23 protein-coding genes are annotated in these 24522 nt (G+C 39.3%); 16 read left to right on the top strand and 7 right to left on the bottom strand.

Going from position 1 to position 24522, the window contains the following annotated elements:
• Position 1: 1 nt before the first annotated feature.
• Positions 2-1381, bottom strand: a complete 1380-nt coding sequence (gene ftsA / locus N0B29_RS07530; RefSeq protein WP_263833087.1) for a cell division protein FtsA — start codon at positions 1379-1381, stop codon at positions 2-4.
• The gene (locus tag N0B29_RS07525) at positions 1382-2845 is read right to left on the bottom strand and encodes a peptidylprolyl isomerase (RefSeq protein WP_263833086.1); all 1464 of its coding nucleotides are present in this window, start codon (positions 2843-2845) and stop codon (positions 1382-1384) included.
• A gap of 105 nt (positions 2846-2950) precedes the next feature.
• On the opposite strand from N0B29_RS07525, the gene N0B29_RS07520 reads away from it, so the two are divergent.
• The 6 genes from N0B29_RS07520 (at position 2951) to N0B29_RS07495 (ending at position 9309) form a co-directional block, all read left to right on the top strand.
• Positions 2951-4249 (top strand): adenosylmethionine--8-amino-7-oxononanoate transaminase, encoded by a 1299-nt coding sequence (locus tag N0B29_RS07520; RefSeq protein ID WP_263833085.1) that lies wholly within the window; start codon positions 2951-2953, stop codon positions 4247-4249.
• Between the two features lie 33 nt (positions 4250-4282).
• Positions 4283-5209 carry a 16S rRNA (cytosine(1402)-N(4))-methyltransferase RsmH gene (gene rsmH, locus N0B29_RS07515; protein WP_263833084.1) on the top strand — a complete coding sequence of 309 codons (927 nt, stop codon included), beginning with the start codon at positions 4283-4285 and terminating at the stop codon, positions 5207-5209.
• A complete protein-coding gene (locus tag N0B29_RS07510; protein WP_263833083.1) occupies positions 5199-5483 on the top strand; it encodes a hypothetical protein in 285 nt (94 codons plus the stop codon). The genes rsmH and N0B29_RS07510 overlap by 11 nt, the downstream gene beginning before the upstream one ends.
• A 33-nt stretch (positions 5484-5516) precedes the next feature.
• Entirely contained in the window at positions 5517-6821 is a 1305-nt protein-coding gene (locus tag N0B29_RS07505; protein ID WP_263833082.1) for a DNA recombination protein RmuC, read from the top strand.
• A gap of 93 nt (positions 6822-6914) precedes the next feature.
• Entirely contained in the window at positions 6915-9080 is a 2166-nt protein-coding gene (locus N0B29_RS07500) for a heavy metal translocating P-type ATPase (protein WP_263833081.1), read from the top strand.
• Positions 9081-9102: 22 nt separating this feature from the next.
• Entirely contained in the window at positions 9103-9309 is a 207-nt protein-coding gene (locus N0B29_RS07495) for a heavy-metal-associated domain-containing protein (RefSeq protein ID WP_263833080.1), read from the top strand.
• A gap of 44 nt (positions 9310-9353) precedes the next feature.
• Here the strand turns inward: N0B29_RS07495 and N0B29_RS07490 are convergent, their stop codons facing one another.
• Positions 9354-10592, bottom strand: coding sequence for an NnrS family protein (locus N0B29_RS07490; RefSeq protein WP_263833079.1), 1239 nt, complete (start codon positions 10590-10592; stop codon positions 9354-9356).
• Positions 10537-11079 carry a thiol peroxidase gene (gene tpx, locus N0B29_RS07485; protein WP_369075335.1) on the bottom strand — a complete coding sequence of 181 codons (543 nt, stop codon included), beginning with the start codon at positions 11077-11079 and terminating at the stop codon, positions 10537-10539. The genes N0B29_RS07490 and tpx overlap by 56 nt, the downstream gene beginning before the upstream one ends.
• A 168-nt stretch (positions 11080-11247) precedes the next feature.
• Between tpx and N0B29_RS07480 the strand changes: the two genes are divergently transcribed.
• From N0B29_RS07480 to N0B29_RS07470, 3 genes are all read left to right on the top strand, one after another.
• Positions 11248-12327, top strand: coding sequence for a diguanylate cyclase (locus N0B29_RS07480; RefSeq protein ID WP_263833077.1), 1080 nt, complete (start codon positions 11248-11250; stop codon positions 12325-12327).
• Positions 12328-12414: 87 nt separating this feature from the next.
• A complete protein-coding gene (gene rhuM / locus N0B29_RS07475; protein WP_263833076.1) occupies positions 12415-13404 on the top strand; it encodes a RhuM family protein in 990 nt (329 codons plus the stop codon).
• A gap of 35 nt (positions 13405-13439) precedes the next feature.
• The gene (locus N0B29_RS07470; RefSeq protein ID WP_263833075.1) at positions 13440-13628 is read left to right on the top strand and encodes a DUF1737 domain-containing protein; all 189 of its coding nucleotides are present in this window, start codon (positions 13440-13442) and stop codon (positions 13626-13628) included.
• 7 nt (positions 13629-13635) lie between these two features.
• Here N0B29_RS07470 and N0B29_RS07465 read toward each other — a convergent pair whose 3' ends face one another.
• Positions 13636-15306, bottom strand: a complete 1671-nt coding sequence (locus tag N0B29_RS07465) for an ATP-dependent nuclease (RefSeq protein ID WP_263833074.1) — start codon at positions 15304-15306, stop codon at positions 13636-13638.
• A gap of 24 nt (positions 15307-15330) precedes the next feature.
• Positions 15331-17340 carry an SH3 domain-containing protein gene (locus N0B29_RS07460; protein WP_263833073.1) on the bottom strand — a complete coding sequence of 670 codons (2010 nt, stop codon included), beginning with the start codon at positions 17338-17340 and terminating at the stop codon, positions 15331-15333.
• Positions 17341-17396: 56 nt separating this feature from the next.
• Between N0B29_RS07460 and N0B29_RS07455 the strand changes: the two genes are divergently transcribed.
• The 3 genes from N0B29_RS07455 (at position 17397) to N0B29_RS07445 (ending at position 19895) form a co-directional block, all read left to right on the top strand.
• The gene (locus N0B29_RS07455) at positions 17397-18725 is read left to right on the top strand and encodes an ATP-dependent DNA helicase (RefSeq protein ID WP_263833072.1); all 1329 of its coding nucleotides are present in this window, start codon (positions 17397-17399) and stop codon (positions 18723-18725) included.
• Positions 18726-18872: 147 nt separating this feature from the next.
• The gene (locus tag N0B29_RS07450; protein ID WP_263833071.1) at positions 18873-19382 is read left to right on the top strand and encodes a hydrogenase-4 component G; all 510 of its coding nucleotides are present in this window, start codon (positions 18873-18875) and stop codon (positions 19380-19382) included.
• A 12-nt stretch (positions 19383-19394) separates the two neighbouring features.
• Entirely contained in the window at positions 19395-19895 is a 501-nt protein-coding gene (locus N0B29_RS07445) for a PALP domain-containing protein (protein ID WP_263833070.1), read from the top strand.
• On the opposite strand, the gene N0B29_RS07440 is transcribed toward N0B29_RS07445, so the two are convergent.
• A complete protein-coding gene (locus N0B29_RS07440) occupies positions 19892-20260 on the bottom strand; it encodes a NifB/NifX family molybdenum-iron cluster-binding protein (protein ID WP_263833069.1) in 369 nt (122 codons plus the stop codon). The two genes, N0B29_RS07445 and N0B29_RS07440, sit on opposite strands and share 4 nt — an antisense overlap.
• Positions 20261-20383: 123 nt before the next feature.
• Here N0B29_RS07440 and N0B29_RS07435 point away from each other — a divergent pair, with 123 nt between their 5' ends.
• The 4 genes from N0B29_RS07435 (at position 20384) to N0B29_RS07420 (ending at position 24459) form a co-directional block, all read left to right on the top strand.
• On the top strand, positions 20384-21184 hold the full coding sequence (locus N0B29_RS07435) for an ATP-binding protein (RefSeq protein ID WP_263833068.1): 801 nt from the start codon (positions 20384-20386) through the stop codon (positions 21182-21184).
• On the top strand, positions 21174-21827 hold the full coding sequence (locus N0B29_RS07430; RefSeq protein WP_263833067.1) for a CDC27 family protein: 654 nt from the start codon (positions 21174-21176) through the stop codon (positions 21825-21827). The genes N0B29_RS07435 and N0B29_RS07430 overlap by 11 nt, the downstream gene beginning before the upstream one ends.
• A complete protein-coding gene (locus tag N0B29_RS07425) occupies positions 21824-22360 on the top strand; it encodes a hypothetical protein (protein ID WP_263833066.1) in 537 nt (178 codons plus the stop codon). Before N0B29_RS07430 ends, N0B29_RS07425 begins: the two co-directional genes overlap by 4 nt.
• A 68-nt stretch (positions 22361-22428) precedes the next feature.
• Positions 22429-24459, top strand: a complete 2031-nt coding sequence (locus tag N0B29_RS07420) for an ATP-dependent helicase (RefSeq protein ID WP_263833065.1) — start codon at positions 22429-22431, stop codon at positions 24457-24459.
• Positions 24460-24522: the final 63 nt, after the last annotated feature.

Here is a 24522-nt window from a genome sequence, read left to right as displayed (position 1 = left end):
TTTAAAATAATTGTGTCAGTCTATTCCATAGCTTTGAGCCAAAACCCTCACTATGTTCTTCCTGGATATTTGCGAGATCTTTAAGTTTCTCTTTTGCATTACTGCTATCAGAAGCAGGAAGTGTTCCAATTTCATTTTCTTCAACATCGTCACTCTCTTCAAATGTTTCTTGATGATGATGACGTGTTGGTTCAATGGTTTCATCTTTGTAACGTAATTTTTTGTTAGAATCGATTTCATAAGGCGTGAAGTAACCTCCGCCATATAAAACAAGACCAATTGCTGTTGAATAGCTTGGATCTCTCAGTGTTTCGAAGAGTCCGTCCATTTCTCTTGGTTTGGCAATTCTGATGGGTACATTATCAAAAATAGCTGACGCTAATTCTCTAATACCATCCAGTTTTGTCATTCCACCTGTTAAAACGACACCTGCACCTATTTGTTCTTTAAAACTACTGTCTTCAAGTGTTTTTGCTAAGATCATTAGCGTCTCTTCAACCCTAACATAAATAACGTTAGAAACAATATTGAGTGATACTTCATGGGTTGAACCGTCATCGCCAATGACAGGAAGCTCAATCAGTTCGCTTGAGTTGCTTTTGAGAGAGCCATAATTAATTTTAATTTCTTCGGCTGCACCTAATGGTGTATGAAGAGCCGTTGAGAGATCGTTTGTTATATTGAGTGATCCCACACCTAAATAATCATTGAAGCGCATGGAGTTGCCAGCATGAATCATCACGTTACATGTAGCGCCACCCATATCGATGACAGCAACGCCTAATTCTCTCTCATCATGATTTAAAACAGCAATAGCTGAAGCATAACCACCAAGTACGATATTATCAATTTCTACGCCTGCTGATTTAACGGCTTTTCTAAGATTGCTAAGAGATGATTTTTGGGCTGTAATGATATGCACTTGCACTTCAAGGCGTGCGCCGTTCATTCCAAGAGGATCTTCAATAAACTCTTGGTCATCTACTTTAAAATTGTAAGGAAGTACATGGAGTTTTTCATACTCATTCGGGATGTTGGCGTTATGATCAGCCATTTGCATCGCACGATTGATCTCTTTGATACCAATGTCACGGTTAGGAATATTGACAATACCGCTGCTATCAACGCTTTTCGTGTATGCTCCAGAAATGGAAACAATGACTCTCTCGTACTGTGTACCTGCGACTCTTTTTGCATCATTAAGTGCATTGCGAATCGACTTTGAAGCAAGGTCAATGTTGGTGATAATACCTTTTTTAAGACCTTGAGACTTTGCAATACCTGCGCCTAAGATTTTGATGTCACCATCATCGTTTTTTTGAGCGATAATAGCGCAAATCTTGGTTGAACCAATGTCGATACCTAAAATCGTAGTGCTCAACTATTTTCCTTTGTAGTATTGCTCGACTTTGTATACAGCAGCGAGCTTTTTAATAAGATTTTGGTTTAATTCAGCTTGTTTCACTTGTAAAACATTTTCACTAATCATGCTAACATACTGCTTAGCTTTCTCTTTATTAAGCAACTTTTGTTCCAAAACCTCGTAGACTATGGCTTTACCGTCAATAACTTTATAACCTTTTTTGGCTGTGTTATCAAAAACGTGACTTAAAAACTCAGCGCTTTTTGCTTCGCTAAGACCTGCAATAGATTTTACAGAATCTCTACTAACAAAACCGATATCGTTACCTGCTGTCAAATTCTCAAGTTTTGCCTGAGCTTTCTTTTCAAGAGTGGCACTTTTAAGCTCATCTAAAAGATCACGTGAAGCATCTTTTTTTGCCACTTCATACGACATAGGTTCTGGAAGTTTGATCTCTTTGACTTTGATAATGACGTAGTTGTCTTTGATAACAAGTGGTTTTAAGACTTCATCTTTAGCGGCAATTTGGATTTTATCAAGAGGGTAGATTGTATCGTCATCAAAGATAACTTTGGTTTCGGTTGCTGGAATCTCGCCTTTTTTGAAAGCAAGGAAAGCTTCTAACGCACTTTTCTTATCATTTTTAAGTCTGAGGTCAATAGCAAGTTTTGCTTTTGCCTCATCAAAACTCATTAATTTGCCATCTTCAAATTTATAGTTATGTTTTTCTTGAGCAAAAAACTCTTCTAATGTCTTATCATCAAATTTGCTTGATGATTGAGGTAGCGATAGAAGTTCTAGCGTATAGCTTTTCTTTGTAAGATAATTCGATTTATTCTTTTCCCAATAGGCTTTAATTGCTTCTTCATTGACAGTGACCTCGTTAGCGTCAAGCGTTATAGCACTAATGGCAAGACGGTCTTCCATAAAAAAAGCAGAAGCAAAAAGGTCAATTTCTTTAGGCGAAGGAGCTAATTTGAAAAAGCTTTCAAGTTTTGCATTTAGGATCTCTTTTTCAAGACCATGTTCATAGTCGTTTGGATTGATACGATTTGCTTTTAAAATAGTGTAGTAGAGATCTTTATTAAAGACGCCATCTGTTTGAAAATTTGGAGTATTTTTAAGGCGCTCTTTAACGTCTTCTTTTGTAGCAAGAAGTCCAATTTCATCAGCATAATTCAAAAGAAGTGCTTGATTAACAAGAGTATTCATAACAATTTTGTTAAGTCCCATTTGTTCAGCTTGTTCTTGAGTAAGTTTACCACCAAGAAGGTTGTTGTAAAAATTGTAATGGGTTGCATAAGCAGATTGAAACTCTTGGACGGAAATAGTTCGATGACCTACTTTCGCGACAGAAGCGGCGCGATCTTTGTTCATGTCATAAGCACCCCATCCTACAAAACCAGCACCAACGAATGCTATTGTACTAATCCAGATAGTGATGACCAAATATTTCTTGTGACGTTGCATCCACGTAATCATTCTTGCCCTTTGAGAACTTCGTATTTTGCTATAATTCTATCTATATAGTTATTAAATAACCATAAATCGCGTGAAACTCCTAACAAAAAAAGGCAAAATGTAACAATGGACACAAAAAAGTTAATAGATGATGATTTGAAATATATTTGGCATCCATGTACGCAGATGAAAGACCACGAGACGCTTCCTTTGATCCCCATTAAAAGTGGTCGTGGAGTTTATTTGGTTGACTTTGATGATAACTGTTATATCGATGGTGTTAGCTCGTGGTGGGTCAATATTTTTGGACATTGCAATCCTTACATCAATCAAAAGATCAAAGAGCAATTAGAAACGCTTGAACATGTTATTTTTGCTGGATTTACGCATGAGCCGATTGTAAAGCTCTCTAAAAGATTGTGTGATTTAGCGCCACAAGGGTTAGAAAAATGTTTTTATGCCGATAATGGCTCAAGTGCTATTGAAGTCGCTTTAAAAATGAGCTTTCAATACCATAAAAACAGAGGGCAAAAACGACCTTTTTTTGTCTCTTTAGAAAACAGTTACCATGGTGAAACTATCGGTGCTTTAGCGGTGGGTGATGTTAAGCTTTATAAAGAAGTTTTTGAAGATATTTTATTGCAAACGATTCAAACGCCTGTACCCAAAGATCAGACAAAAGAGAGTGCCATAAAAGCAGCGGATGCTTTAGCGCAAATTTTTAAAGAAAAAGCAGCTCAAATTTCAGCATTTATCATTGAGCCATTGGTTCAATGCTCAGGTGGAATGAACATGTACCATCCTCATTACATTACACTTGCTCGCAAACTGTGTGATGAATATGATGTGCATCTTATTGCCGATGAAATCGCAGTTGGATTTGGACGAACGGGTAAAATGTTTGCGTGTGAACACGCAGGTGTTAGTCCTGATTTTATGACACTTTCGAAAGGACTAACGGGAGGTTATCTGCCACTTTCCGTTGTGCTTACGACTCAAAAAGTTTATGATGCTTTTTATTGTGATTACACCGAATTTAAAGCCTTTTTACACTCGCACAGCTATACGGGAAATCCTTTAGCGTGTAGTGCTGCTAATGCGACACTGGATATTTTTGAAAACGAGTCTATACTGGAGAAAAATCAAGAAAAAATTGCCTTAATTGCTTCAAAGCTAGAGCGTTTTAAAGCGCTTCCTAACGTGCAAAAAGTGCGCCAAATGGGAATGATTGCCGCAGTGGAATTGGATGTTTATCCTATAGATTTTCGTGTCAATTTAAAAATATTTACGTATGCACTCAAAAAAGGCGTTATTCTTCGCCCACTGGGTAATGTTGTTTATTTTATGCCACCTTATGTGATTACATGTAAAGAAATTGAGACAATGATGGATGTCGCTTATGAGGCGATTGTAAGTCTGAGTTGAGTATAATAGAGCCATTTTAATTAAGGATACCCTGTGAACGTTCCCCACATTCCCGTACTTTTAGAAGAGGTCAAAGCGGCATTTTCTGGCATTGACGAAGGGGTTATTATTGATTGTACACTTGGGTATGGCGGGCATAGCGAAGCTCTTTTAGAGCAAAATCCACATATTAAACTCATTGGATGTGACCAAGATGAAGAGGCGTTAGTCTTTAGTCAAAAACGGTTAGAACGCTTTGGTGATCGCGTGTCGTTTCATCATGGCAACTTTTCTTCAGTGATTGCAAAGTATTCCAATTTGCCTATTCGTGGTATTTTAGCCGATATTGGTGTCTCTTCTTTGCAACTTGATAAAAAAGAGCGTGGATTTGCCTTTGACTCCGATGTTCTTGATATGCGCATGAATCCAAAACAAGAGCTCAGTGCTTATAAGGTTATCAATCATTACTCCAAAGAGGAGTTAGAGTTTATTTTGCGTGAGTATGGTGAGATCCATGAATATAAAAAACTGGCACAGCTTATTTGCGATGCGAGGACAAAAGCACCTATAGAAAGTGCAAAAGAGCTTTCAAAACTGGCTGAAAAAGTGGGAGGCAAAAAGAGTATTCATCCTTCAACGCTTCTCTTTCAAGCCATTCGCATCGAAGTCAATAACGAGCTTGGCGTCTTGAATGAGCTTTTGGAAAGCATTAAAAACGCGCAATTTGAGCACTGTATTGTAGGAATTATCTCTTTTCATTCGTTGGAAGATCGTATTGTGAAGCAGACGTTTAAACTGTGGAGTCAAAATTGTATCTGTTTGCCTTCCGTGATGCGTTGCATGTGCGGCAATAATCACAGCATAGGAAAACTCATTAGTAAAAAACCGATTGAAGCAACAAATGCTGAAGTGAAAAGAAATCCAAGAAGTCGCAGTGCAAAGTTAAGAGTATTTGAGATAAGAGGGCGTAATGGGCGATAAAAACGAACTCTTAGAACAGTATGATGCCGAGCAGAAAGTCGAGAAAAATCTTGATTTTCGTTTTTTATTGCTTGTGTATATGGTGATGTTTGTTGCTTTTTTGGTTATTTTGCCCAAAATCTACATCAAAAACCAGATCTACTATATGAGTCGAGATATTAATAAGCTTTATGGCGAGTACTCGATCCTTAAAGAAGAAAACCGTGTTTTAAAACAAAACTTGGAAAATATTCGCTTCAAAAATCAGATTTTAGACACCATTTATATCGATTAATTTTTTACATGTAAGACTACATTAGGAGTTTTTATGCCTCAAGAGATGCTGTTGTTAGCTGTTTTTATCACATTTTTTGTTGCCATGTTGGTGTTTGGGCTATGGATTAGAGCTAGCTTCAAAGAAAAAGCAAATGAACTTGTAGAACTCAAAGCGAAAAATGAGCAATTGGGCGCTGAAAACGTGGCACTTAACATGCAAAGTGCGAAACTTCAAGCAGAACTTGGTGCGCAAAAAGAGGGCAATCAAAAACTAAAGTTTGACCTAGAAGAGCAGGGTAAAAAACTTGAACTGAAACTGAATGCCATTATGGAACAGCATTTGGAAAAGAAGCTTCAAAAGCTTGATGACACCTCGATAAAATCGCTTGAAACACTCCTTAAGCCCTTTAAAGAAAATTTGGATGGTTTTAAAAAAAGTATTGAAAATTCCCAAGAAAACAGTACAAAAAAATTTGCTGAACTCTCCAAAGAGATTGAACTGGTAGCAAGAGCGGGAATGAACATCTCTAAAGAGGCTGAAAATCTTACCAAAGCACTCAAAGGTAAAAAGCAAAGCCAAGGTAGTTGGGGCGAGATGATCTTGGAGAGTGTTTTGGAATATTCTGGGCTTATTAAGGGCGTGCATTACGAGACGCAAGAGAGTTATAAAGATGAAGAAGGTCGTACCAAACGTCCCGATGTCGTCATCAAACTCCCTCAAGAACGCACCATCATCATTGATTCAAAAGTCTCACTCAACAGTTACGATGAATTCATTAGGGCCGAGAGCGATGAGGAAAAAAACATTGCTTCTAAAGCACTGATGCAAGCTTTTCGTGAGCATATTGACACGCTTGATAGCAAAGACTATGCGCACTACAAACAAGGCACACTTCAGTATGTCTTTATGTTTGTGCCTATTGAAGGGGCATTCTCAGTTGCAATCAATGAAGATCCCAAACTTTATGAGTACGCGCTTCGCAAGCATATTGCCATTGTGAACCCTTCAACATTGACTGTTTCATTGCGTACGATTTATCTTTACTGGCAAAGTGAGCAGTCGAGTACGCTTGCCACGAAGCTCTTTGATGAAGCGGGCAAAATGTACGACAAAATGGTCGGTTTTTCAGAAAGCTTCAAAAAAGTAGGCACTCAGCTTCAAACACTGAATAACAGCTATGAAAACGCTCAAAAACAGCTTACCGAGGGATCGGGTAATATACTGGGTCGTGTGGAGAATTTAAAGCGTTTAGGTGCCAAGGCAACTAAAAATCTTAAAGATGCCAAACTCGAATACCAAGATTTTAATACCGATATTGAACCCATAGAGCTTTTGGAAGATAAAGCGAGCGAATAATCCCTTTACATGTAAAGATAAAGCTACATTTTTTGTTTCATCTTGGAGCAAGTAATGAAGCGTTAAAATGTCACAAAATAAAGGAGATAAAAAATGTCCGAAAAACATTTTGAGCTCGATATTAAGGGCATGACATGTGCGGCATGTTCCGCGCGCATAGAGCGTGTACTTGGCAAGCTGGAAGGTGTCAAAGCCAATGTCAATTTGGCGTCTGAAAAAGCTTTTATCGACTCTTCTAACCCACAAATCAACCTTTCTGAAATTATACAAACCATCGAAAAAACAGGTTTTGGGGCAACCGAATCGGCGAAGGTTGATCAAAACCAAAAAAGTTTAGAAAAAGAGCAAGAGTACCGTAAACTTTTGAGAGAATTTATCCTTTCGGCACTTTTAACCTCACCATTTTTAGTTGAAATGGTAGCCATGTTAGGTGGAGTACATCTTCATCTATCGCCTGTATTGCAGCTTGTTTTAGCCACTATTGTACAGTTTTACTGCGGACGAAAATTTTACATAGGAGCATATAAAAGCCTAAAAAGTGGTAGTGCCAATATGGATGTATTGGTCGTTTTAGGTACGAGTGCCGCATACTTTTTAAGCCTTTGTGTTCTGCTTCTTAATTTGCCATTGCATCTTTACTTTGAAGCCTCTGTTTCGGTGATCACTTTGGTACTTTTAGGAAAACTGTTAGAAGTGAGAGCCAAAGCAAAGACGGGTTTTGCTATTGCAAAACTGCTTCATTTACAACCGAAAAAAGCGTTTGTTGAGCGAAATGGCATCCTCGAAGAGATCAGCATAGAATTTTTACATGTAAACGATATTTTTGTGGTCAAAGCAGGTGAGAGTATTCCCACCGATGGCATTGTTGTGGAAGGCAACAGTATGGTTGACGAGTCGATGATGACAGGTGAGAGTTTGCCTGTGCTTAAATCCGTGGGCGATCATATCGTTGGGGCGACCAAAAATGGTGATGGTATGCTCAAATGCCAAGCCACGAAAGTAGGCTCAGGCACCTTTTTAGCTTCCATCGTACGTCTCATCGAAGAGGCGCAAGGCTCTAAAGCGCCCATCCAACGCCTTGCTGATACGATTTCGGGCATTTTTGTGCCCATCGTTGTGAGCATCGCTCTTATCACTTTTGGCGCATGGTGGATGATTGGAGGTAATTTTGAAGAGGCAATCATTAATGCCGTTTCAGTCCTTGTTATCGCATGCCCATGCGCTCTTGGACTTGCTACGCCTACGGCGATTATGGTTGGTGTTGGGCGAGGGGCTAGTGAAGGTATTTTGATTAAAAATGCTGAAGTGCTTGAAAATGTAGGAAAAATTAATGCCGTTGTGTTTGATAAAACGGGAACGTTGACTTACGCAAATCCGCAAGTGGTTGATGTTTTAATCGAAAAAAATGATTTAAGCAAAGAGCAATTTTTAGTTCTTGCCGCAAGCTTGGAAGAGGGCTCAAAACACCCGCTAGCTAAAGCGATCATCGCTTCAGCACAGCAAAGCGCATCAACGAGTGTTCAAGCATTTCAAAACTATTCAGGATTGGGCGTTTCAGGGGAAATTGATGGCGTGCTTTACTTTGCAGGCTCACCCGCATTTATAACACAGTTTACCTCACTCAAACTTTCACATGAGGCACAAACATTTATAGAGGCAGGAAATAGCATTGTCGCTCTTGCTACCAAAGAGTACGTTATCGGTTATATCGCACTTGCAGATACGATTCGTGAAAGTGCCAAAGTAGCCATTGAGAAGCTTCAAAATGATGGCATTGAAGTCTTTATGCTGACAGGTGACAATCAACGTTGTGCCCAAAAAGTAGCCGATGAGTTAGGTATAAAGCATTTTTTTGCAGAAGTCTTACCTGATGGCAAAGCGGAGGCAATTACCAAATTAAAGAGTGAAGGCAAATTTGTCTGTATGGTGGGAGATGGTATCAACGATGCACCCGCACTTGCGGTGGCAGATGTAGCGATTGCGATGTCCAATGGCTCGGATATTGCTGTGGAGAGTGCTGATCTGATTTTAATCGCAAACGATCCACTTTATGTGGTTAATGCCATCGCTCTTTCTCGCGCTACGATGTCAAAAATTAAGCAGAACCTCTTTTTGGCTTTTGTGTATAATATTTTAGCGATTCCACTGGCGTTTATGGGTATGTTAAACCCCATTGTCGCAGGTGGTGCAATGGCGATGAGTTCTGTCTCGGTAGTGAGTAATTCACTGCTTTTAAGACGTTGGAAAATGAAAAAGTAAAATCATAGTAAAAGGATACGCAATGGCAACAATCACATTGGTAGTTAAAGGTATGAGTTGTATGGGGTGCGTTAAAAGCGTCAAAGGTGTTTTAGAGGGAATTGCAGGGGTTAAAAGTGTTAATGTTGACCTTGCTAGCGGTAAAACGGTTATCGAATACGATGCGCCCATTGATGTGAGTGTGTTTGAAAAAGCGATTGATGATGCGGGATTTGAAGTCATATCCTAAGCTTACATGTAAAGAGGTGAGCCGCTTATACGGCTCACGACGCATTACTTCTCAAATAAAATATGAATATACCGCTTTGACCATAATCCAAAGATAACAATCCACAGTATTGCCACAGTAAATATAGCATGCAAATAGCCAATTTGTGGGAAAATACCCGCAATGATACGAATGAGTGTCATTGCTTGGATGAGTCCAAAAAGTGTCACAGCATAAGCATCTGCTTTAGGTGTACGACCTGAATGTCCGAGGATCACCCTTGTTCCAAAACCAATCAACACGGTTGTAAAATAGCCCAGCGCTAAGGCGTGTAGTGGCGACTTTTCCAAATAAATAGAATGACCAACCAGTGCTGAAAAATCTTGCACAACAAAAAGTCCAAACCCTACTGGAACCCACCAGATAGAAAGAAACAGCACCCATAAAATAGCAGGTGATTTTCGAAATGGAAGACGCCATTTGAGAAGCTCATAAGTAATGATGCCAAAAAGCGCACTATCTGCTACAAAAGCGTTCATATTTAAAGCCTCTAAAATGACCTTAAGGATGAGTGCTACAAAAACCAAAAGCAAAAAGTGCTTGCTTTTATTCATTGTATAGCCGATGATGCTGTTAGCCGCAAAAAAAGGCATCATTTTTTGTGAAACGATAAGAACAATAAAGAACAAATAGAGATAAAAACTTATTCCAAGTGCTAGGGCATAGGTTGGAATAAAAAGATTCGCTATAAAAAGCACTTGACCAACCGTTCCTAGAGCAAAAGCTCTGAGCATCCATGTGGTATCTGTTTTATTTGTTACCGTACTTTTCGTTTGAAAATCAAGCAAAAGTAAGCAGAGTTTCACATAGCCCGCCAAAATAACCAACATAGGCGCGATAAGTGTCATTTCTGAAATAAAAGAGCATACCACAAAGAACACACTACCACCGTTGATCAGCCATGCAACAGGCATATACTCGCTTTGCTTTGCCGATGGACGTGAAAGATAGCGTGGAAATGTTGTTAGCAAAAAACCTGCAAAGAATTGCGTAAAGACGATAAACGTCATCGCGTAAGCATGGTATAGCCCAACGCTTACATGTAAACTCAAAAGAGCAGCATAATGCAGACCCAAAAGAGCAACAAAGAGCAAGCCATTGACCACACCCGCAAAAAAGAAAATGCGGTGTGGTTGTGCTTGAAGGTTTTGAAGAGCCGTCGTTTTTGGAGGCTCTGGTGGGGTTAAACTACTGACAAAAACCACAACAACTAGCCCCCCTGTTGGCTGCATCGATAGCGGCATTTAGCGCTTCGTCATAATTGGGTTCCTCTGTGATTTCAGGAACCACCTGTTTGTAAACGATCTTACCATCTTTGCTAATCACAAAAAGCGCTCTAGCACACAAGCCTTCAAGTGCACCATCAGCAATGAGCATGCCATAAGCACGGGCAAATGCTTTGTGTCTAAAGTCACTACCAACGGTTAGATTTTCAATACCTGCAACATTGCAAAATTTTGCGCTCGCAAACGGTAAGTCCATCGAAATAATCGTCGTGTCAATGTTCTCATGTTTGGCAACTTCTTGGTTAAAACGTCTCGCTTCTGCGTCACACACAGGTGTGTCTAAGGACGGTACCGCGATGATGAGTTGTGCCTTGTTACTCTCTCCACCGATGGTTTTTTCTTGTAAGTCGGGTGTGACAACTTTGACAATAGGCGCATAGTTTCCTACTTCTTGGAAGGTTCCTTCCAGTTTTACGGGTGTGCCTTTGAGGGCTGTTTTGTCTATTTTTGCGGTAAAAATCATGGTTATCCTTTCAATTGTTTTATATGAGAGTCATTTTATCCTAATTAAAAATGAAAAACCTTGATCTACATCTAGAAATTTGAAAAATTTTCTCCTCACATGAGTTTTGCTATACTTAATTTCGAGGATGATCTTTGTAAGGAGCTTGTTATGGTTCTTCCCAACCGCCTTGTTCATTTTGACTCGTTTGAGGTCTATTTTTGGAAACGTATCTCTAAAAATTTTTTCTATTTCAGTTGTGTTGGTCTTTTCTTGTCCATTGTCTATATACCGTTTGATTATCAACTGCATCGTGGAAGTGATAGTTTCTATTTTATTTTAGCGGGACGCGCAACGGCTGTCTTTTTTGCCATAATGGTGGTTTTAGCCTCTATTCATCCTTTCTTTAAACACCACAATGTTTTAGCCATTACGACGTTTGGAACAATGGGGTTTAGTGCCGTAACATTGACCTACCTACTTTTTGGCAATCCTGTTCATTTTGTGATTTATTCGTGGTTCTTTTATCTGGTTGCTACGATGATGCAAACACCGCTCATCACCAACAAAATCTTTTTCATTATGGAAGGGTATCAAGTTGCTTTTATGGGTGCCGTGATGGCATATACCAACCAAAGTGCTGAGGAGATGGTCATTTTTTTCTCTCTTGCCATTCCTTTGGTGGGTTATGTGTACTCGGTCATTTGGCTCAACCGTAAAAATGGCAAAGAGGCGTACAAAAACGCTTTACAAAATCACATTTTGATGTCACTTGATGGACTCTCAAACCTTCTCAATCGCCGCACGTGGTATGAAATGTCTCGCCGTAAATGGAGTGTGGATAAAGGAAGCTCTTTTGTGATGCTTGACATCGACCATTTTAAAAAAGTAAACGATACGTATGGGCATGAATGTGGTGACTTGGTGATTCAAAGCGTTTCTCAAACATTATTGGAGCAAACAAGAGAATACGACATCATCGGAAGACTTGGAGGCGAGGAATTTGGCATTTTGTTGCCTCAAACAAATTTAGAAGAAGCACACATCATAGCCGAACGCATACGCCAAAAAGTCGCAGATACCATCATTTCGTACAATGGCAAAGAGATTCGTGTCACAATAAGCCTTGGACTCATCCAAAATAATGATGCGATTGATGACTTCAACACACTCGTCGTCTTAGGCGACAAATGCCTCTATCAAGCCAAAGCTGAAGGGCGAAATAGGGTGAAAAGTTATGAAGAAATTTAATATTTCATTTTGTCATATTTTTTAAATGGCAGTGCAAATAAAGTTAAAATAACTGAAAATCTTTACATGTAAAAGGGAAAGACTAAAATGGAGCATCAAAACGTCATTCTTTATACCGATGACAAGGGTCAAGTTAGCTTAGAAGTCAGTTTAGAGAATGAGACGGTTTGGCTGAGTCAAAAACAGATGGCGGAGCTTTTTGACAAAAATGTAAAAACAATCAATGAGCATATTGGGAATGTGTTTAAAGAAGGTGAATTAGAACAAAATTCAGTTATCCGGAATTTCCGGATAACTGCCAATGATGGTAAAACTTATGATGTAGCACATTACAACCTTGATGTCATTATCTCTGTTGGGTATCGTGTAAAGTCTAAGCGTGGTACGCAGTTTCGTATCTGGGCAAGTAGAATTCTCAAAGACTACCTTATCAAAGGCTATGCCCTCAACCACCAACGCATCAATACTCAAAGTTTAAATGAACTGACCGCCACGATGGAGTTGGTGCGCAAGAGCATCGAAAGCAAAGAACTGAGTAGCAATGAAGCCAAAGGCTTGCTTGACATCATCAACAACTACGCCAAAACATGGGCATTGCTTCAAGGTTATGACTCAGATGCTCTTCATGCACTTCAAGGCACGCTAAATCAGCGGTTTATTTTAGACTATGATGAAGCCAAAAATGCTATTTTTGAGCTTAAAAAAGACCTAATGGTAAAAGGCGATGCGACAGAACTTTTTGGCAATGAAAAAGCAGGGGAATTTAAAGGCGCACTGCTCAATATTTATCAAACGTTTGGTGGGGTCGATCTGCTTCCAAGCATCGAAGAAAAAGCGGCAAATTTGCTCTATTATGTCATCAAAGATCATGCTTTTTCAGATGGTAATAAACGCATTGGTTCGTTTTTGTTTATTCTTTTTTTACATAAAAATGGCATTGCTTACAAGGCAAATGGTGAGTCAAAAATAAACGATAATGCGCTAGTCTCACTTGCTCTTCTCGTGGCAGCAAGTGAGCCAAACCAAAAAGAGCTAATAGTAAAGCTTATTGTCAATATTTTAAGCGAAACAGATTAAAATACGTTTACATGTAAAGATTTTAAGGAGTCAAAATGCAATACAAACTTATTACAGGACCCGATGATTCGACTTTTTGTGCGAGGATTACGGAGTTTTTAAATAACGGTTGGAAGTTACACGGAAACCCAGCTGTAACGTTTAATGGTCAAACAGTGATCGCCGCGCAAGCGATTGTGAAAGAAGATGACAAGGATGTCAAGGCGTGTGGATTTACCAAATAGGAATATTTTATTCAGGAATTCCTTTTCTATGTGGATCAAAAAGCCATATTCTTATATTTTGAATAAAAGCCCATACATCATTTGAAGATGGTTTGAGATATTCATGTGATTCTGTATCTTCGCCCATCTTTTCAAATATATTGATTAGCCATGTTGATCCATGCCCTGCAATATTTAAATCTTTGAGCCATGATTCTAATTCACCGTTAGGGACGATAAATATTCCGTAATCAGCAAGCTGTTTTAATAAATGTGCTGCGGCTTCCTGATTTTCTTTTTCCAGAATAGTTATTCCTCCATTTTTTTTCATATCTTTTCCAGTATTATCCATTGCTTTTTTCACAGAAGCTCGTAATGTAGCAAGGCTTCCCTGCGCAATTTCTGGGACATTCGCACTTTTCAGTAAATTTGTCCAGTTCGTACCACCCTCTTTAACTATATCAATATCAACTATTCCCACGGCAGGGATACCGAGCTGTCGAAGTGGTTTTAATATGGTTTGTACTGTTTGTTTATTTTGTGCATTAATAAATAAACAGTTAGGTATTCCCCATTCAGGCTTAAACCTCAAAAGACGCTCATTGATTTCTTGGTAAAATGCACGATCACTATCGGATTCTGTAACAACAACAAATTCATAAAAAAGACCACTTAGTACGCCTGTTGAACGAAGTAAAGGATTTCTCATAAGTTCTAAGATTTCTGTGCTTGGCAATACTCTTGATGTTGCAACATGAGATCTATATGTCAATCGTATGATATTAATAGGGACACCAGACTGAATACAACCCATTACAAAAGCGGGACTATGGGTTGAAATAAAAACTCTTTTATTTGTGGATATCGCGGCTTTTGATACTTCATACCCAAGTTTTGATGCTAATGAAGGATGTAAAAATGCTTCTGGCTCATCAATAAGTAAAACTTTTGGGTCTCCAGCAATAATTTCAGTTACAATTCCTGTAAAAGCTTTGACACCATCACTTGCACTATCTATTAATAGAGCATTGGCATGAAAATTTACAGCTTCAGTATGAATCCCCCGCTCTTCTAAATCGTTTATTGGTGGTCGTTGTGATAACCGGATGCGTAGATTACCTAAATTAGTTGGGTCTATCACAAAATACAAACCGAGTGCTTCATAAACAATACGGCGAACTTCATGACGCTTTTTATCATCTCTAAAAAGAACTTGAAAACTAGATTGTGGAGATAGTTGCAAATCCGAAGCACTTTGTGAATTAACAAGATTGATTCTACTTCTTCCATCAAGAAGTAAAGTATAATTAGTAAGAAACCATTGACAAAAACAAGTTAAGTTTTGAGATGGATTTTGTACGAATTGTTCTAATGTAATACGTGGAACTTGTTGACGCCCATATAGACCATTAATAAAAATATGATCAAGGTTAAGTGCCTCTCCTGTCTTTGGTAACTGTATGATATTTTCAATTGCTTGAATATTGTCGTTATTCCTAAGTCCAGAAAAATCTATACTATCAAGAATAACTGCTGTTGCATCTTTATTTCCGCTTCTACAATATTGGTGAATTTCTGAGAGAATTTTACTTTTACCAGAATTATTTGGTCCAACAAAGACTGTAATAGGTGTTACTTCAATTGGATGTGGTTGCGATTCAGGAGTTCGTCCAAATTTTAGTTTTAAAGAAGAAATCATATTCAAGCCTTATTAGTAAATAATTTAGTCAATGCTTTCAAACAACTCAGGGCGATACTCAAAGTGCATGGTGTCGTAGTGGTACCATCTTCCTCCCCAAATAAAGCCGTGTTTTTCAAAAATATCGATGATCTCTTTGGGAAATTCATTATGAAAACTATGGGTTTTGTCCCACTGCCAGTAGCGTGAGTAGTGGGTGTCAAGGTCGATGGCAATACCGTAACTATGTGCACTTAAGCGTTCTGTTTTTGCAATTTTACGAAAATAGTAGGTACCATCGACTTTTTTGAGGTACTTCATGTACTCTTCGGGCAATTTGTCTAACTCATCAGAGACTTTTTGTAGTTGTGCGCTCGCGTTTTCGTTTTTGTTAAATTGCAGTTTTTTGCCACCGTGGTTTGGAAGCCAGTTTACCGTCGTGAGATTTTTTTCGATCTCGCTTTTACTGGAACCATAGAGCTTTTTCAAAAATGCGTCATTGCGAAAACGTCCTGGGTCGTCATTGAGCGCGGGCTCTGTGATGGGTGCAAAGGCGGGGTATTTTTGGCTAAACATATCTTCGATATCTGCATTTTCAAGCAATTCGTCAAATGTTTTTACTTTTTTGTCATCATACGGGAGTGAGCTTCCATTCATAAAAAAGACAGTGTTATCTTTGATAGTCTTTATACTAGGGTATTTTTGAACCAGATTGTTGCTCTTTGTATTCGCTGGTTTGATTGTTATTCCTTCAACGCGGTTGATGAGCAGTCCATTTTCAGGCACGTTGGGTTGGTTAGCTCCTACATAAAGGTCTGAGATGATGGCTTTACCGATAACATTGCGACCCTCTTTGCCTTCTTCCATGGTGCGTACACCCCAAATGTTTTGCATCACCAGGGCTTTACCTTCAAATTCACCTGCATAGAGCATAATGTGTCCTTTGAGGTATATGAGGCTTAAAAAGGCTATGCCATTTTTGAGTATCATCGCTTCTTTCTCCTTGGGTGTTAAATCTTTGAGTGAGACGTACTCTCCAAAACTCTTTTGAGCGCCAGAATTACGGGGAATCCAGATACCAAAAGGAGAGAGAAAATCACGCGTCATGGCTGAGCAGTCACGGTTTGCAAGAAAGCCTCCCCAACCGTATTTTTCGCCTAAAAGGGCATCTCCGATTTGACTGAGATTTTCTTTGTTAAAGCTTATAGGTACGGTTTGTGCAAAACTTTTTGGGATGCGAAGTTCTAGTCTTTGAGCATTAAAAGTAGCGTCTCGTGTGTACATGTAGGCATGAAAAAAGTCATCGTCTTCACTTAGAATGGGCAAGATGGCTCCCACTTTTGCATACGTGATGAACCGTTGTTTTCCATTGTAAAGAGGCACATTGTCTTTTGTGATGGCGATTTTTATGGCACTCAAAAATTCTGTGCGCTCTTTAGCATCGACAAGCACAAAGCTCTCAAAAGGAATCCAGCCAGAGGCAAAAGAGCTCTCAATAAATGCCCAAGCACCGTCTTTACTGTAGTGCGAGATGATAATAGGCTCGGCAACATGAATGCGTGACGTTTGCAAGTAATCAAACGGATAACCCTCTCCTGGTAAGGTCGTTTTTTTGAAAAAAGGCTTGTCAGTGGGGAGGTTACGCATTTGCGCATTTTGAATCATAATGGCATGAGCATTGATGCTTCCATACGCTTCCACATTCGTAGCGTTGATGATGGCATCGATCTCTGCACCATCTATGAGTTGTAAGTTTTCGCCATAGTAACGATTTTTCAGTCCATACGACTTGTTCGCCCAGAGTGCATCTTCTTTGTTCGTGCTGACATGCGTTCTAAACCATGGCGAATAGTAGCGATAGGTAAAATCGTTTTGTGCTACGCTTTGGGGCGTGATGTTTTGCGCTAAAAAGTCCACATTTTGAGGGTAAAGAAGCATCTCTTTTGAAGCGGTTTTTTGCGCAACAAACGTTTCAGCTGATGGCTCTTTTAAAGCACAACCTGTGACCACAAAAAGGCTACATGTAAAAAGAAAAATATGTCGAATTGAAATCATAATCTGCCTTGTCTTTCGTTAATGTTATAATACCAAAAACAACTTAGGAAGCCTCTTTGAACTTAGCACAAAAACTCATCGATATCTTAAAAAAAGACAATGTACTGCTTACGGGCGGTGCAGGAGTTGGCAAGAGTTATCTCGTCGGTGAAATAGTTATGGAGCTACGAAAAATCGGTAAACAAATCGTCGTTTTAGGCAGTACAGGTGTGAGCGCAGTCAATGTTGGCGGTCAAACTTTGCACAGCTTTTTTGCTTTTGGCATCTGCAATCATCTTGATGAATTGAGTCGTCATGACCGTTATGCTAAAGCAAGGCTTGCCGAAATCAAAAAAGTGCTCACAAGATGCGATCTTTTGGTGATTGATGAGATTAGCATGGTTTCGGCTGATTTGCTTGATATGATTTATTATCGTTTGCGCAATGCGGGGTTTGAGGGAAGTGTGCTTTTTGTGGGCGATTTTTTCCAACTTCCTCCTGTCTCAAAAGCAAAAAACGACTCTTTGTGGGGCGGTTTTGAGTATGCGTTTGAAAGCAGTTCATGGAATGCCTTTGAGCCTGTGGTGGTGGAGCTCACCATCACCAAACGTACACACGATGTGCTTTTCTTCTCCCACCTTGGAAAGATACGACGAGGCATACTGGATAGCGACACACTCGAATACTTAGAAGCTTTGCGTACCAATGTCGGTGTGTGGGACGATGACCCAACGGTTTTGTTTGGTAGAAACAAAGAAGCGGAGATGCTCAATATCCAGAAATTAGCGCAGATTGAAAGTGAGCCGATTGTCCTTAAAGCCAAAGAAAAAGTGCATGAGCAGTCTTTACATGTAAACAAAATCGAGGGGTGGAAAAACGCGCTTCCCATTCCTGTCGACTTGACGTTAAAAGTGGGTGCAAAGGTGCTGTTTTGTACCAATAAATGGGGCAAATACTACAATGGCGAGCGAGGCATCATCAAAGCGATTGATGCAAATGAGGTCGTTGTGGAAAAAGCAGGAGAGCTCATTAAAGTGGAGCGCCAAGAGTACACGCTGCATGAAAATGTGGTGATGGAGGGCGAAGTCAAAGAAAAACCACTCGTTTCCATCGAGCAGTTCCCCCTCAAACTGGCGTATGCCATCACAATTCATAAAAGCCAAGGCATGAGCATCGACTCATTGGTCTGCAACATCAACAACATTTTTGAAAAGAGTCAGTTTTATGTAGCGATTTCAAGAGCACGTTACCCAAAACAGCTTTTGCTCGACTATCATTATCAGCGTTTTTATGAGCATTTGACGCGGTGTGTGCAAGTCTCACCCAAAGTAGGGGAGTTTTATCAAAAATCAGATATTTTGAGAATTGAAGAGATTAAGAGCGATTCACTTTTTGATGAATTTTGACGATTTACATGTAAGATTTTATAGCAAAAAGTAAAAGCACCAAAGGTGCGTGGGCTCTCTGCCGAAGAGAACTCAGTGTTAACGTAGTTTTTAAAGCTTTGCTTTAAAAGCGTGTCAAGAATTTGGATGAAAAATAAGGGGGCAATCATGAATCTGGAAATTTCGTATGAATCAAAAGGCTTGATAACCTACTCACAAAGCAATCAAGACGTCAACGCTAAAGATAAAAAACTGACGACGGGTAAGCAGATTACCAACAGTTATTTAGCAGACTATATGGCGAAAGTTACCTCTGAGTCTAAAACGACTTTTGGCACACAAGCGGATACGTTTACTCTTGCTGATATTGGTTATAAGGGTAAGCCTATCGGACAGCTTAGTCAGGATGAAGCAAAGGCTTTGGTAGCGGATGATGGTTTTTTTGGTATTCCTCAAACGAGTGCTCGTATTGCGGATTTTGTAATTCAAGGTGCGGGAGATGACCTCTCTAAACTTCAAGCAGGACGCTCTGGAATGCTTCAAGGTTTTAGTGAAGCTGAAAAGCTTTGGGGTGGAAAATTACCCGAAATTAGTTATACTACGATGCAAAAAGCACTTGAAAAAGTCGATGCACGTATTGCAGAGCTTGGTGGTAAAGTGCTGGATACATCCGTTTAAAAAAAGGGTCGCATGAAACGCATTTTAACAGCAGTTTTACTTTTACATGTAAGCCTTTTTGCAGAGACATTGGTGTTGGAACACTTTAAAGCCAATGTCTTTGCAAAGTCCGATAAAAAGCCTGTAGAAGTAACGGTTGGTCTCATTTTTGAGGGCAATGAAGTCAAGCGGAGTGAATACAAAGTTGTTGATGCGCTGAATATTGTTATTGGCAGTTATTTTGCAGAAGATCTTGTCACTTCTAGGGGTAAAGAGCTTTTAAAATCTACGATTATCGCCTATACTAAAAAAACGTATGGTTTAGTGATTGATTCGGTTTATATTCAAGAATTAACTGTTAAGACCAATCCGACAACCCAAGAAATTGTTGAAGCCATTAAAAAAGAGGGTGTTTTTCAACAGCAACAACAAAATGCTGCTCCAAAGCAACATCAACAATCACAACAGCTTAACTTAGCGCCTCCATTACCAAAACGTTCCCTTATACCAGAAGAAAACGCCGTTAATTTTTAATGATGATGGTTACAGCTATGATCTGGATTGATCTTAGCTGTTTTGCCTGCTATAAAGTCACGTAGTGCGTCTTCAACGGTATCATTTTTATCATCAAAATAGACATCAATTCCAACACTCAAAAACTTTTTAAGTGGCTCACCGCCAATGCCTGAAACAACAAGTGTATCAGCACCTAGGGCTTGAATGTTAGAAACCGCATTTGCACAGCCGCCTGTGACATGACCTGGGTTTTTGTGGACACTTACCTCTTGAACAATCCCATCTATGACCACAACAGCCGTATAAAAAGTTGCTTTGCCAAAGTGTGCTCCACGTTTTGCTCCAAGTCCATCATCTTTCATTGTAGGGAATATTATAGTCATAGCTTATCCTTTTAATAATATTTTTGTATTTTACCGAAAGCAATATTAAATCATACACAAGCAAAAGTCTCAGAATATGATAAAATCAAAAAAACAAAAAAAGTATGACTAAAAGAGTGATTAATGAAAGATTTTGAAGCCGCTAAAGAGTTCTTTAAAGATACGGTTGATCCTTCGTTTTATTTTGATAGTATTAGTGCTGAAATCGCTCGAAATAAGCTTAAAGAAGCTATTGGAAACCCTGCAATCCCACTTATTTTCATTGTTGGCGATCCGGGTGTTGGCAAAAGCCACATTATGCGGGTTATGCACTATTCAGCGGCAATGAGTTCGCTTAGTATTTTAATTGAACACCCTTTTTTCGACCCACGAGACCTTTTTAAAGCACTTTATGAAGCCAGAGGCATGCCTTTTGATAAAAGCAAAAGCCAAGGTGAATTTATGGATGAGCTTTTTGAAGCTTATGTGGGTACACTTTGTACCATTTTCATTGATGAGGCGCAACTTCTCAATAATGATCAGTTTGAGTTTCTTCGCATTTTAAGCGATACAAAGCTTTTTCAATTCGTCCTTGCCATGCATAAAGACGAAGGTATGGCACTGCTTGCAAAAAAGCAGTTTAAAACGCGCACAAAGTTGGTCATTGAGTATGGTAATCTTGAAGAAAATGAGATACTACGCTACATCCACACTCTTTTTATGGGACATGTGCATGGTGAGATCGCACTGATGTTTTCCAGAAATGAGGCGAGGGTTATTGCTCGGTATGCTAAAGGCAATTTTCGTACCATCAAAAAATTTCTTTACACGCTTATGAAACTACTCGATTATGCGCAGAAAAAAGGGCTCTCTAAGTACCGAAAACTGAACAGTTGTCTCTTAACAATGGCAGCGCTAGACATAGGACTTATTTATGACAAGTAGTCGTTTTGAAGAGTTAGAGAGACGCTGCGCCAAGCTTAAAAAGACGCGATTTATTCGCATAGTCTTTGTAATTGCATTTTTGTTTTTAATAGCTTTTGGTAGTTATTATTGGGTAAATTATGGTGCGAAAGAGCCACTTATGGTTTCTGCTACAACCACCACGCCACAAGAAGTAGCGCTCATCCCTGCTCCTCCAATTCTTAGTGATCAAAATGAGAGCAATTTATCGGCTATTGAAACGGCAATTTTATCCCAAGAACCAAAGGAAGAATCCCTTTTCTTAGCACCACATATTTACAAAAATGACGTCAAACTTCCAGCAGAAGAAGCTCAAGAAGCGAAACGTTCTTTGATGGAAGAGCAGTCGCTTTTGAAGCGGTATAATGCAGAGCAAAATTTTGCTAACGCCTATGCTTTGGCACATTTTTATTTTGAAAGAAAAGCCTATGGCGAGGTCATTCTTTGGGCAAAAGAGGCAAGTAAACACGACTCACGTTCGGATAAGTCATGGATATTGTATGCAAAAGCAAAGTTTTATCTAGGGGAACGAGCGGAGGCTATAAGGTCTTTGGAACTTTTTTTAGGCTATATTAATTCTAAAGAAGCGCAAGAGCTTCTAAATTTTTACAAAGGACAAGAATGAGAGTTGTTTTAGCATTATTGGGTGTCTTTTGGAGTTACATGTACGCGTACTCTTATAACGATGTTTTAAGGGATTATGAGGCGAAAAATTTTGAAAAAGTTTGCAATGATGGCGCAGCTTTTATCCTTAAAAATGATAAAAATGAGCAGATACTTGTTGCCATTGGCGATGCCTGTGCGAAAGTAGATTCGATCAATCCTCTTGGAAATATCAGTAAAAACCTTATCAGTACCAAAGAGTACCGCGAAAGTGGTTCTTATTTTGCAACTTTAGTACTTCAAAAAAAACTTATTTATCAGTTTATGCATGACAACATCAATCTTAAAGAGCTTAAACTTCCACGAACAAACCATGTCCTTTCCAAAGTCTTTGAACAACTCTCTAAAGGCAATTACGGAGTGGTTGAAAAGCGCATAGAGATTACAACACCAGAGATGAACTATTTGTTGTGGCTTTCTGATGATGATCCAAAAAAAGTTTATATTGACGAAAATAAAGATGGTAAGTTGGTTAAGCGTCATTGGTATCTGTGAGGCTTTACTTTGTTTTAGGGTTTTTTGGACTAAAATTCTCCCTCTAATTTTTTTACTCTAGGAACCCAATGCCTCTTAGTCGACTCAATGCTGAGCAAAAAAGTGCTGCAACTGCACCCTCAGGACATAATCTTATTATTGCCAGTGCTGGAACGGGTAAAACCTCGACGATTGTAGCGAGAATTGCGCATCTTTTACATCAAGGCATTCAGCCATCTCGTATTTTACTGCTTACCTTTACCAACAAAGCTGCCGCTGAGATGCTTGAGCGTGTCGGTGTTTTCTTTGGTAAAAATATTACCTCGCAAATTGAATCAGGTACGTTTCATGCGGTGAGTTACCGTCTTTTGAAAAAACTTGGACGAAATATTGTTCTCAAACAACCAAAAGACCTCAAAATTTTACTTAAAAGTATTCACGATAGACGCAGATTTGACCATATAGATTCGGGTGCAAAAGCCTACAGTGCGGCTTATCTTTACGATATTTTTTCACTCTACCAGAACAGTACGGTAACGCAAAGCTTTACAGAATGGCTTGAGTCAAACGACAGTGAACATGGTCTCTTTTTTGACATCTATGAAGACATTTTTGAAGAGTTTCAAGCGCTCAAACGAGAATTTGGGTATGTTGATTTTAACGATCTTTTGATCTTAATGCGTGATACACTCAAAACGACCGATACGCTTAGTTTTGATGAAGTCTTGATTGATGAGTACCAAGATACAAATACGTTGCAAGGCTCGCTTATTGACGCTTTTCGCTCAAAGTCACTTTTTTGTGTGGGAGATTATGACCAGAGTATTTATGCGTTTAATGGCGCAAATATCGACATTATAGGCTCTTTTGGTACACGTTATCCTAATGCCAATGTCTTTACACTCAATAAAAACTACCGCTCTTCACATAAAATTCTCTCTTTAGCCAACCGTGTCATTGAAAAAAATCCAAGACTGTATGAAAAAAGGCTTGAAGTAACACGCGATGGGGCGTTTGAAGCACCAAAACTGTTGATCTATGATGAGCTTTTTTCACAGTATCAGTCTATATCTTCACTGATTAAACACTCCACACATGCACCTGCGGATATTGCCGTTATTTTTCGAAACAACTCCACAGCCGATGGTATTGAAGCAACGCTTAGGGAACAAGGGATTGCCTGTAAACGAAAAGGTGGCATTAGCTTTTTTGACTCGGCGGAAGTGAAAGCGATGCTCGATCTTGTGGGTGTTGTGGTGAATCCTAAAGATATGATGGCATTTATCCATACCTTTGAATACGCTAGAGGTGTGGGAAGTTCGCTCTCAAAAGAGCTTTTTGATGGTCTTTTTAAACTGGGAGATGGCAACATTTACCAAGGCTTTTTTCATCCAAGAGGCGATGTCGAAGATATTTTTAAAAAACGTGCTAAAAACCACCAATTAGGGCTTTTTGATGACATTCTTGATCTTGGCAGTGTGAGTCGTTTTTACAATCTAGGCTTTGAAGAGCTTTTTCTCTCAAGTCCTATTTTAAAACATCCAAAACTCACGACTGATGGAGCCAAATTTCTACATCAATTTTATAAGTTTATGAAGCATGCGACGCGAATTAAAACACCCCAAAGCCTTATCAATCATGTTTTAAGCTCGGAAGTTTTTAGCGCGATTGCTGAAGTGCTGGCGGTTAAGCGTACCATCAAAAAAGATGGTAGTGTTGATGAAAAATTAAAAACAGAAGCACGTGCGCGTATTTTTCGCAAAGGTCACCTACTAAAAGACTTGGCGAGCAGTTACGCTTCAAGCGAGCGTTTTTTAAACGCACTTACTTTGGGAAGCAATGAAATGAGCGAAGGTGAGGGTGTAAACCTGCTCAGTATTCATGCGAGTAAAGGGCTTGAGTTTAAAGAGGTGTATGTCATCGACCTTATGGACGGGCGTTTCCCTAACCGAAAACTGATGCAAAAAGGTGGCAGTTTGGAAGAAGAACGCCGTCTTTTTTACGTGGCAACCACGCGTGCTAAAGACATGCTAATTCTCTCTTACGCGAAGTATGACAAAATTAAAAAGATTAGCTATACCCATTCTCCATTTTTAGTTGAAGCGGGAATGGTACAATAGACTTTTGCATAACCTATTGAAAAAAGAGTATCACTTATCGCACATCACTTTTCAAAACTAAAA

It is taken from the genome of Sulfurospirillum oryzae, from assembly GCF_025770725.1.
GTDB lineage: Bacteria > Campylobacterota > Campylobacteria > Campylobacterales > Sulfurospirillaceae > Sulfurospirillum > Sulfurospirillum oryzae.
This window is presented reverse-complemented; position numbering and strand designations above follow the sequence as displayed.

What these genes read in the sequence shown, in the direction of transcription:
- N0B29_RS07525 (WP_263833086.1), bottom strand. Translation starts at nt 2,845, where the DNA reads ATGATTACGTGGATGCAACGTCACAAGAAATATTTGGTCATCACTATC.
- N0B29_RS07520 (WP_263833085.1), top strand. Translation starts at nt 2,951, where the DNA reads ATGGACACAAAAAAGTTAATAGATGATGATTTGAAATATATTTGGCAT.
- N0B29_RS07510 (WP_263833083.1), top strand. Translation starts at nt 5,199, where the DNA reads ATGGGCGATAAAAACGAACTCTTAGAACAGTATGATGCCGAGCAGAAA.
- N0B29_RS07505 (WP_263833082.1), top strand. Translation starts at nt 5,517, where the DNA reads ATGCCTCAAGAGATGCTGTTGTTAGCTGTTTTTATCACATTTTTTGTT.
- N0B29_RS07500 (WP_263833081.1), top strand. Translation starts at nt 6,915, where the DNA reads ATGTCCGAAAAACATTTTGAGCTCGATATTAAGGGCATGACATGTGCG.
- N0B29_RS07495 (WP_263833080.1), top strand. Translation starts at nt 9,103, where the DNA reads ATGGCAACAATCACATTGGTAGTTAAAGGTATGAGTTGTATGGGGTGC.
- N0B29_RS07490 (WP_263833079.1), bottom strand. Translation starts at nt 10,592, where the DNA reads ATGCCGCTATCGATGCAGCCAACAGGGGGGCTAGTTGTTGTGGTTTTT.
- N0B29_RS07480 (WP_263833077.1), top strand. Translation starts at nt 11,248, where the DNA reads ATGGTTCTTCCCAACCGCCTTGTTCATTTTGACTCGTTTGAGGTCTAT.
- rhuM (WP_263833076.1), top strand. Translation starts at nt 12,415, where the DNA reads ATGGAGCATCAAAACGTCATTCTTTATACCGATGACAAGGGTCAAGTT.
- N0B29_RS07470 (WP_263833075.1), top strand. Translation starts at nt 13,440, where the DNA reads ATGCAATACAAACTTATTACAGGACCCGATGATTCGACTTTTTGTGCG.
- N0B29_RS07465 (WP_263833074.1), bottom strand. Translation starts at nt 15,306, where the DNA reads ATGATTTCTTCTTTAAAACTAAAATTTGGACGAACTCCTGAATCGCAA.
- N0B29_RS07460 (WP_263833073.1), bottom strand. Translation starts at nt 17,340, where the DNA reads ATGATTTCAATTCGACATATTTTTCTTTTTACATGTAGCCTTTTTGTG.
- N0B29_RS07450 (WP_263833071.1), top strand. Translation starts at nt 18,873, where the DNA reads ATGAATCTGGAAATTTCGTATGAATCAAAAGGCTTGATAACCTACTCA.
- N0B29_RS07445 (WP_263833070.1), top strand. Translation starts at nt 19,395, where the DNA reads ATGAAACGCATTTTAACAGCAGTTTTACTTTTACATGTAAGCCTTTTT.
- N0B29_RS07440 (WP_263833069.1), bottom strand. Translation starts at nt 20,260, where the DNA reads ATGACTATAATATTCCCTACAATGAAAGATGATGGACTTGGAGCAAAA.
- N0B29_RS07435 (WP_263833068.1), top strand. Translation starts at nt 20,384, where the DNA reads ATGAAAGATTTTGAAGCCGCTAAAGAGTTCTTTAAAGATACGGTTGAT.
- N0B29_RS07430 (WP_263833067.1), top strand. Translation starts at nt 21,174, where the DNA reads ATGACAAGTAGTCGTTTTGAAGAGTTAGAGAGACGCTGCGCCAAGCTT.
- N0B29_RS07425 (WP_263833066.1), top strand. Translation starts at nt 21,824, where the DNA reads ATGAGAGTTGTTTTAGCATTATTGGGTGTCTTTTGGAGTTACATGTAC.
- N0B29_RS07420 (WP_263833065.1), top strand. Translation starts at nt 22,429, where the DNA reads ATGCCTCTTAGTCGACTCAATGCTGAGCAAAAAAGTGCTGCAACTGCA.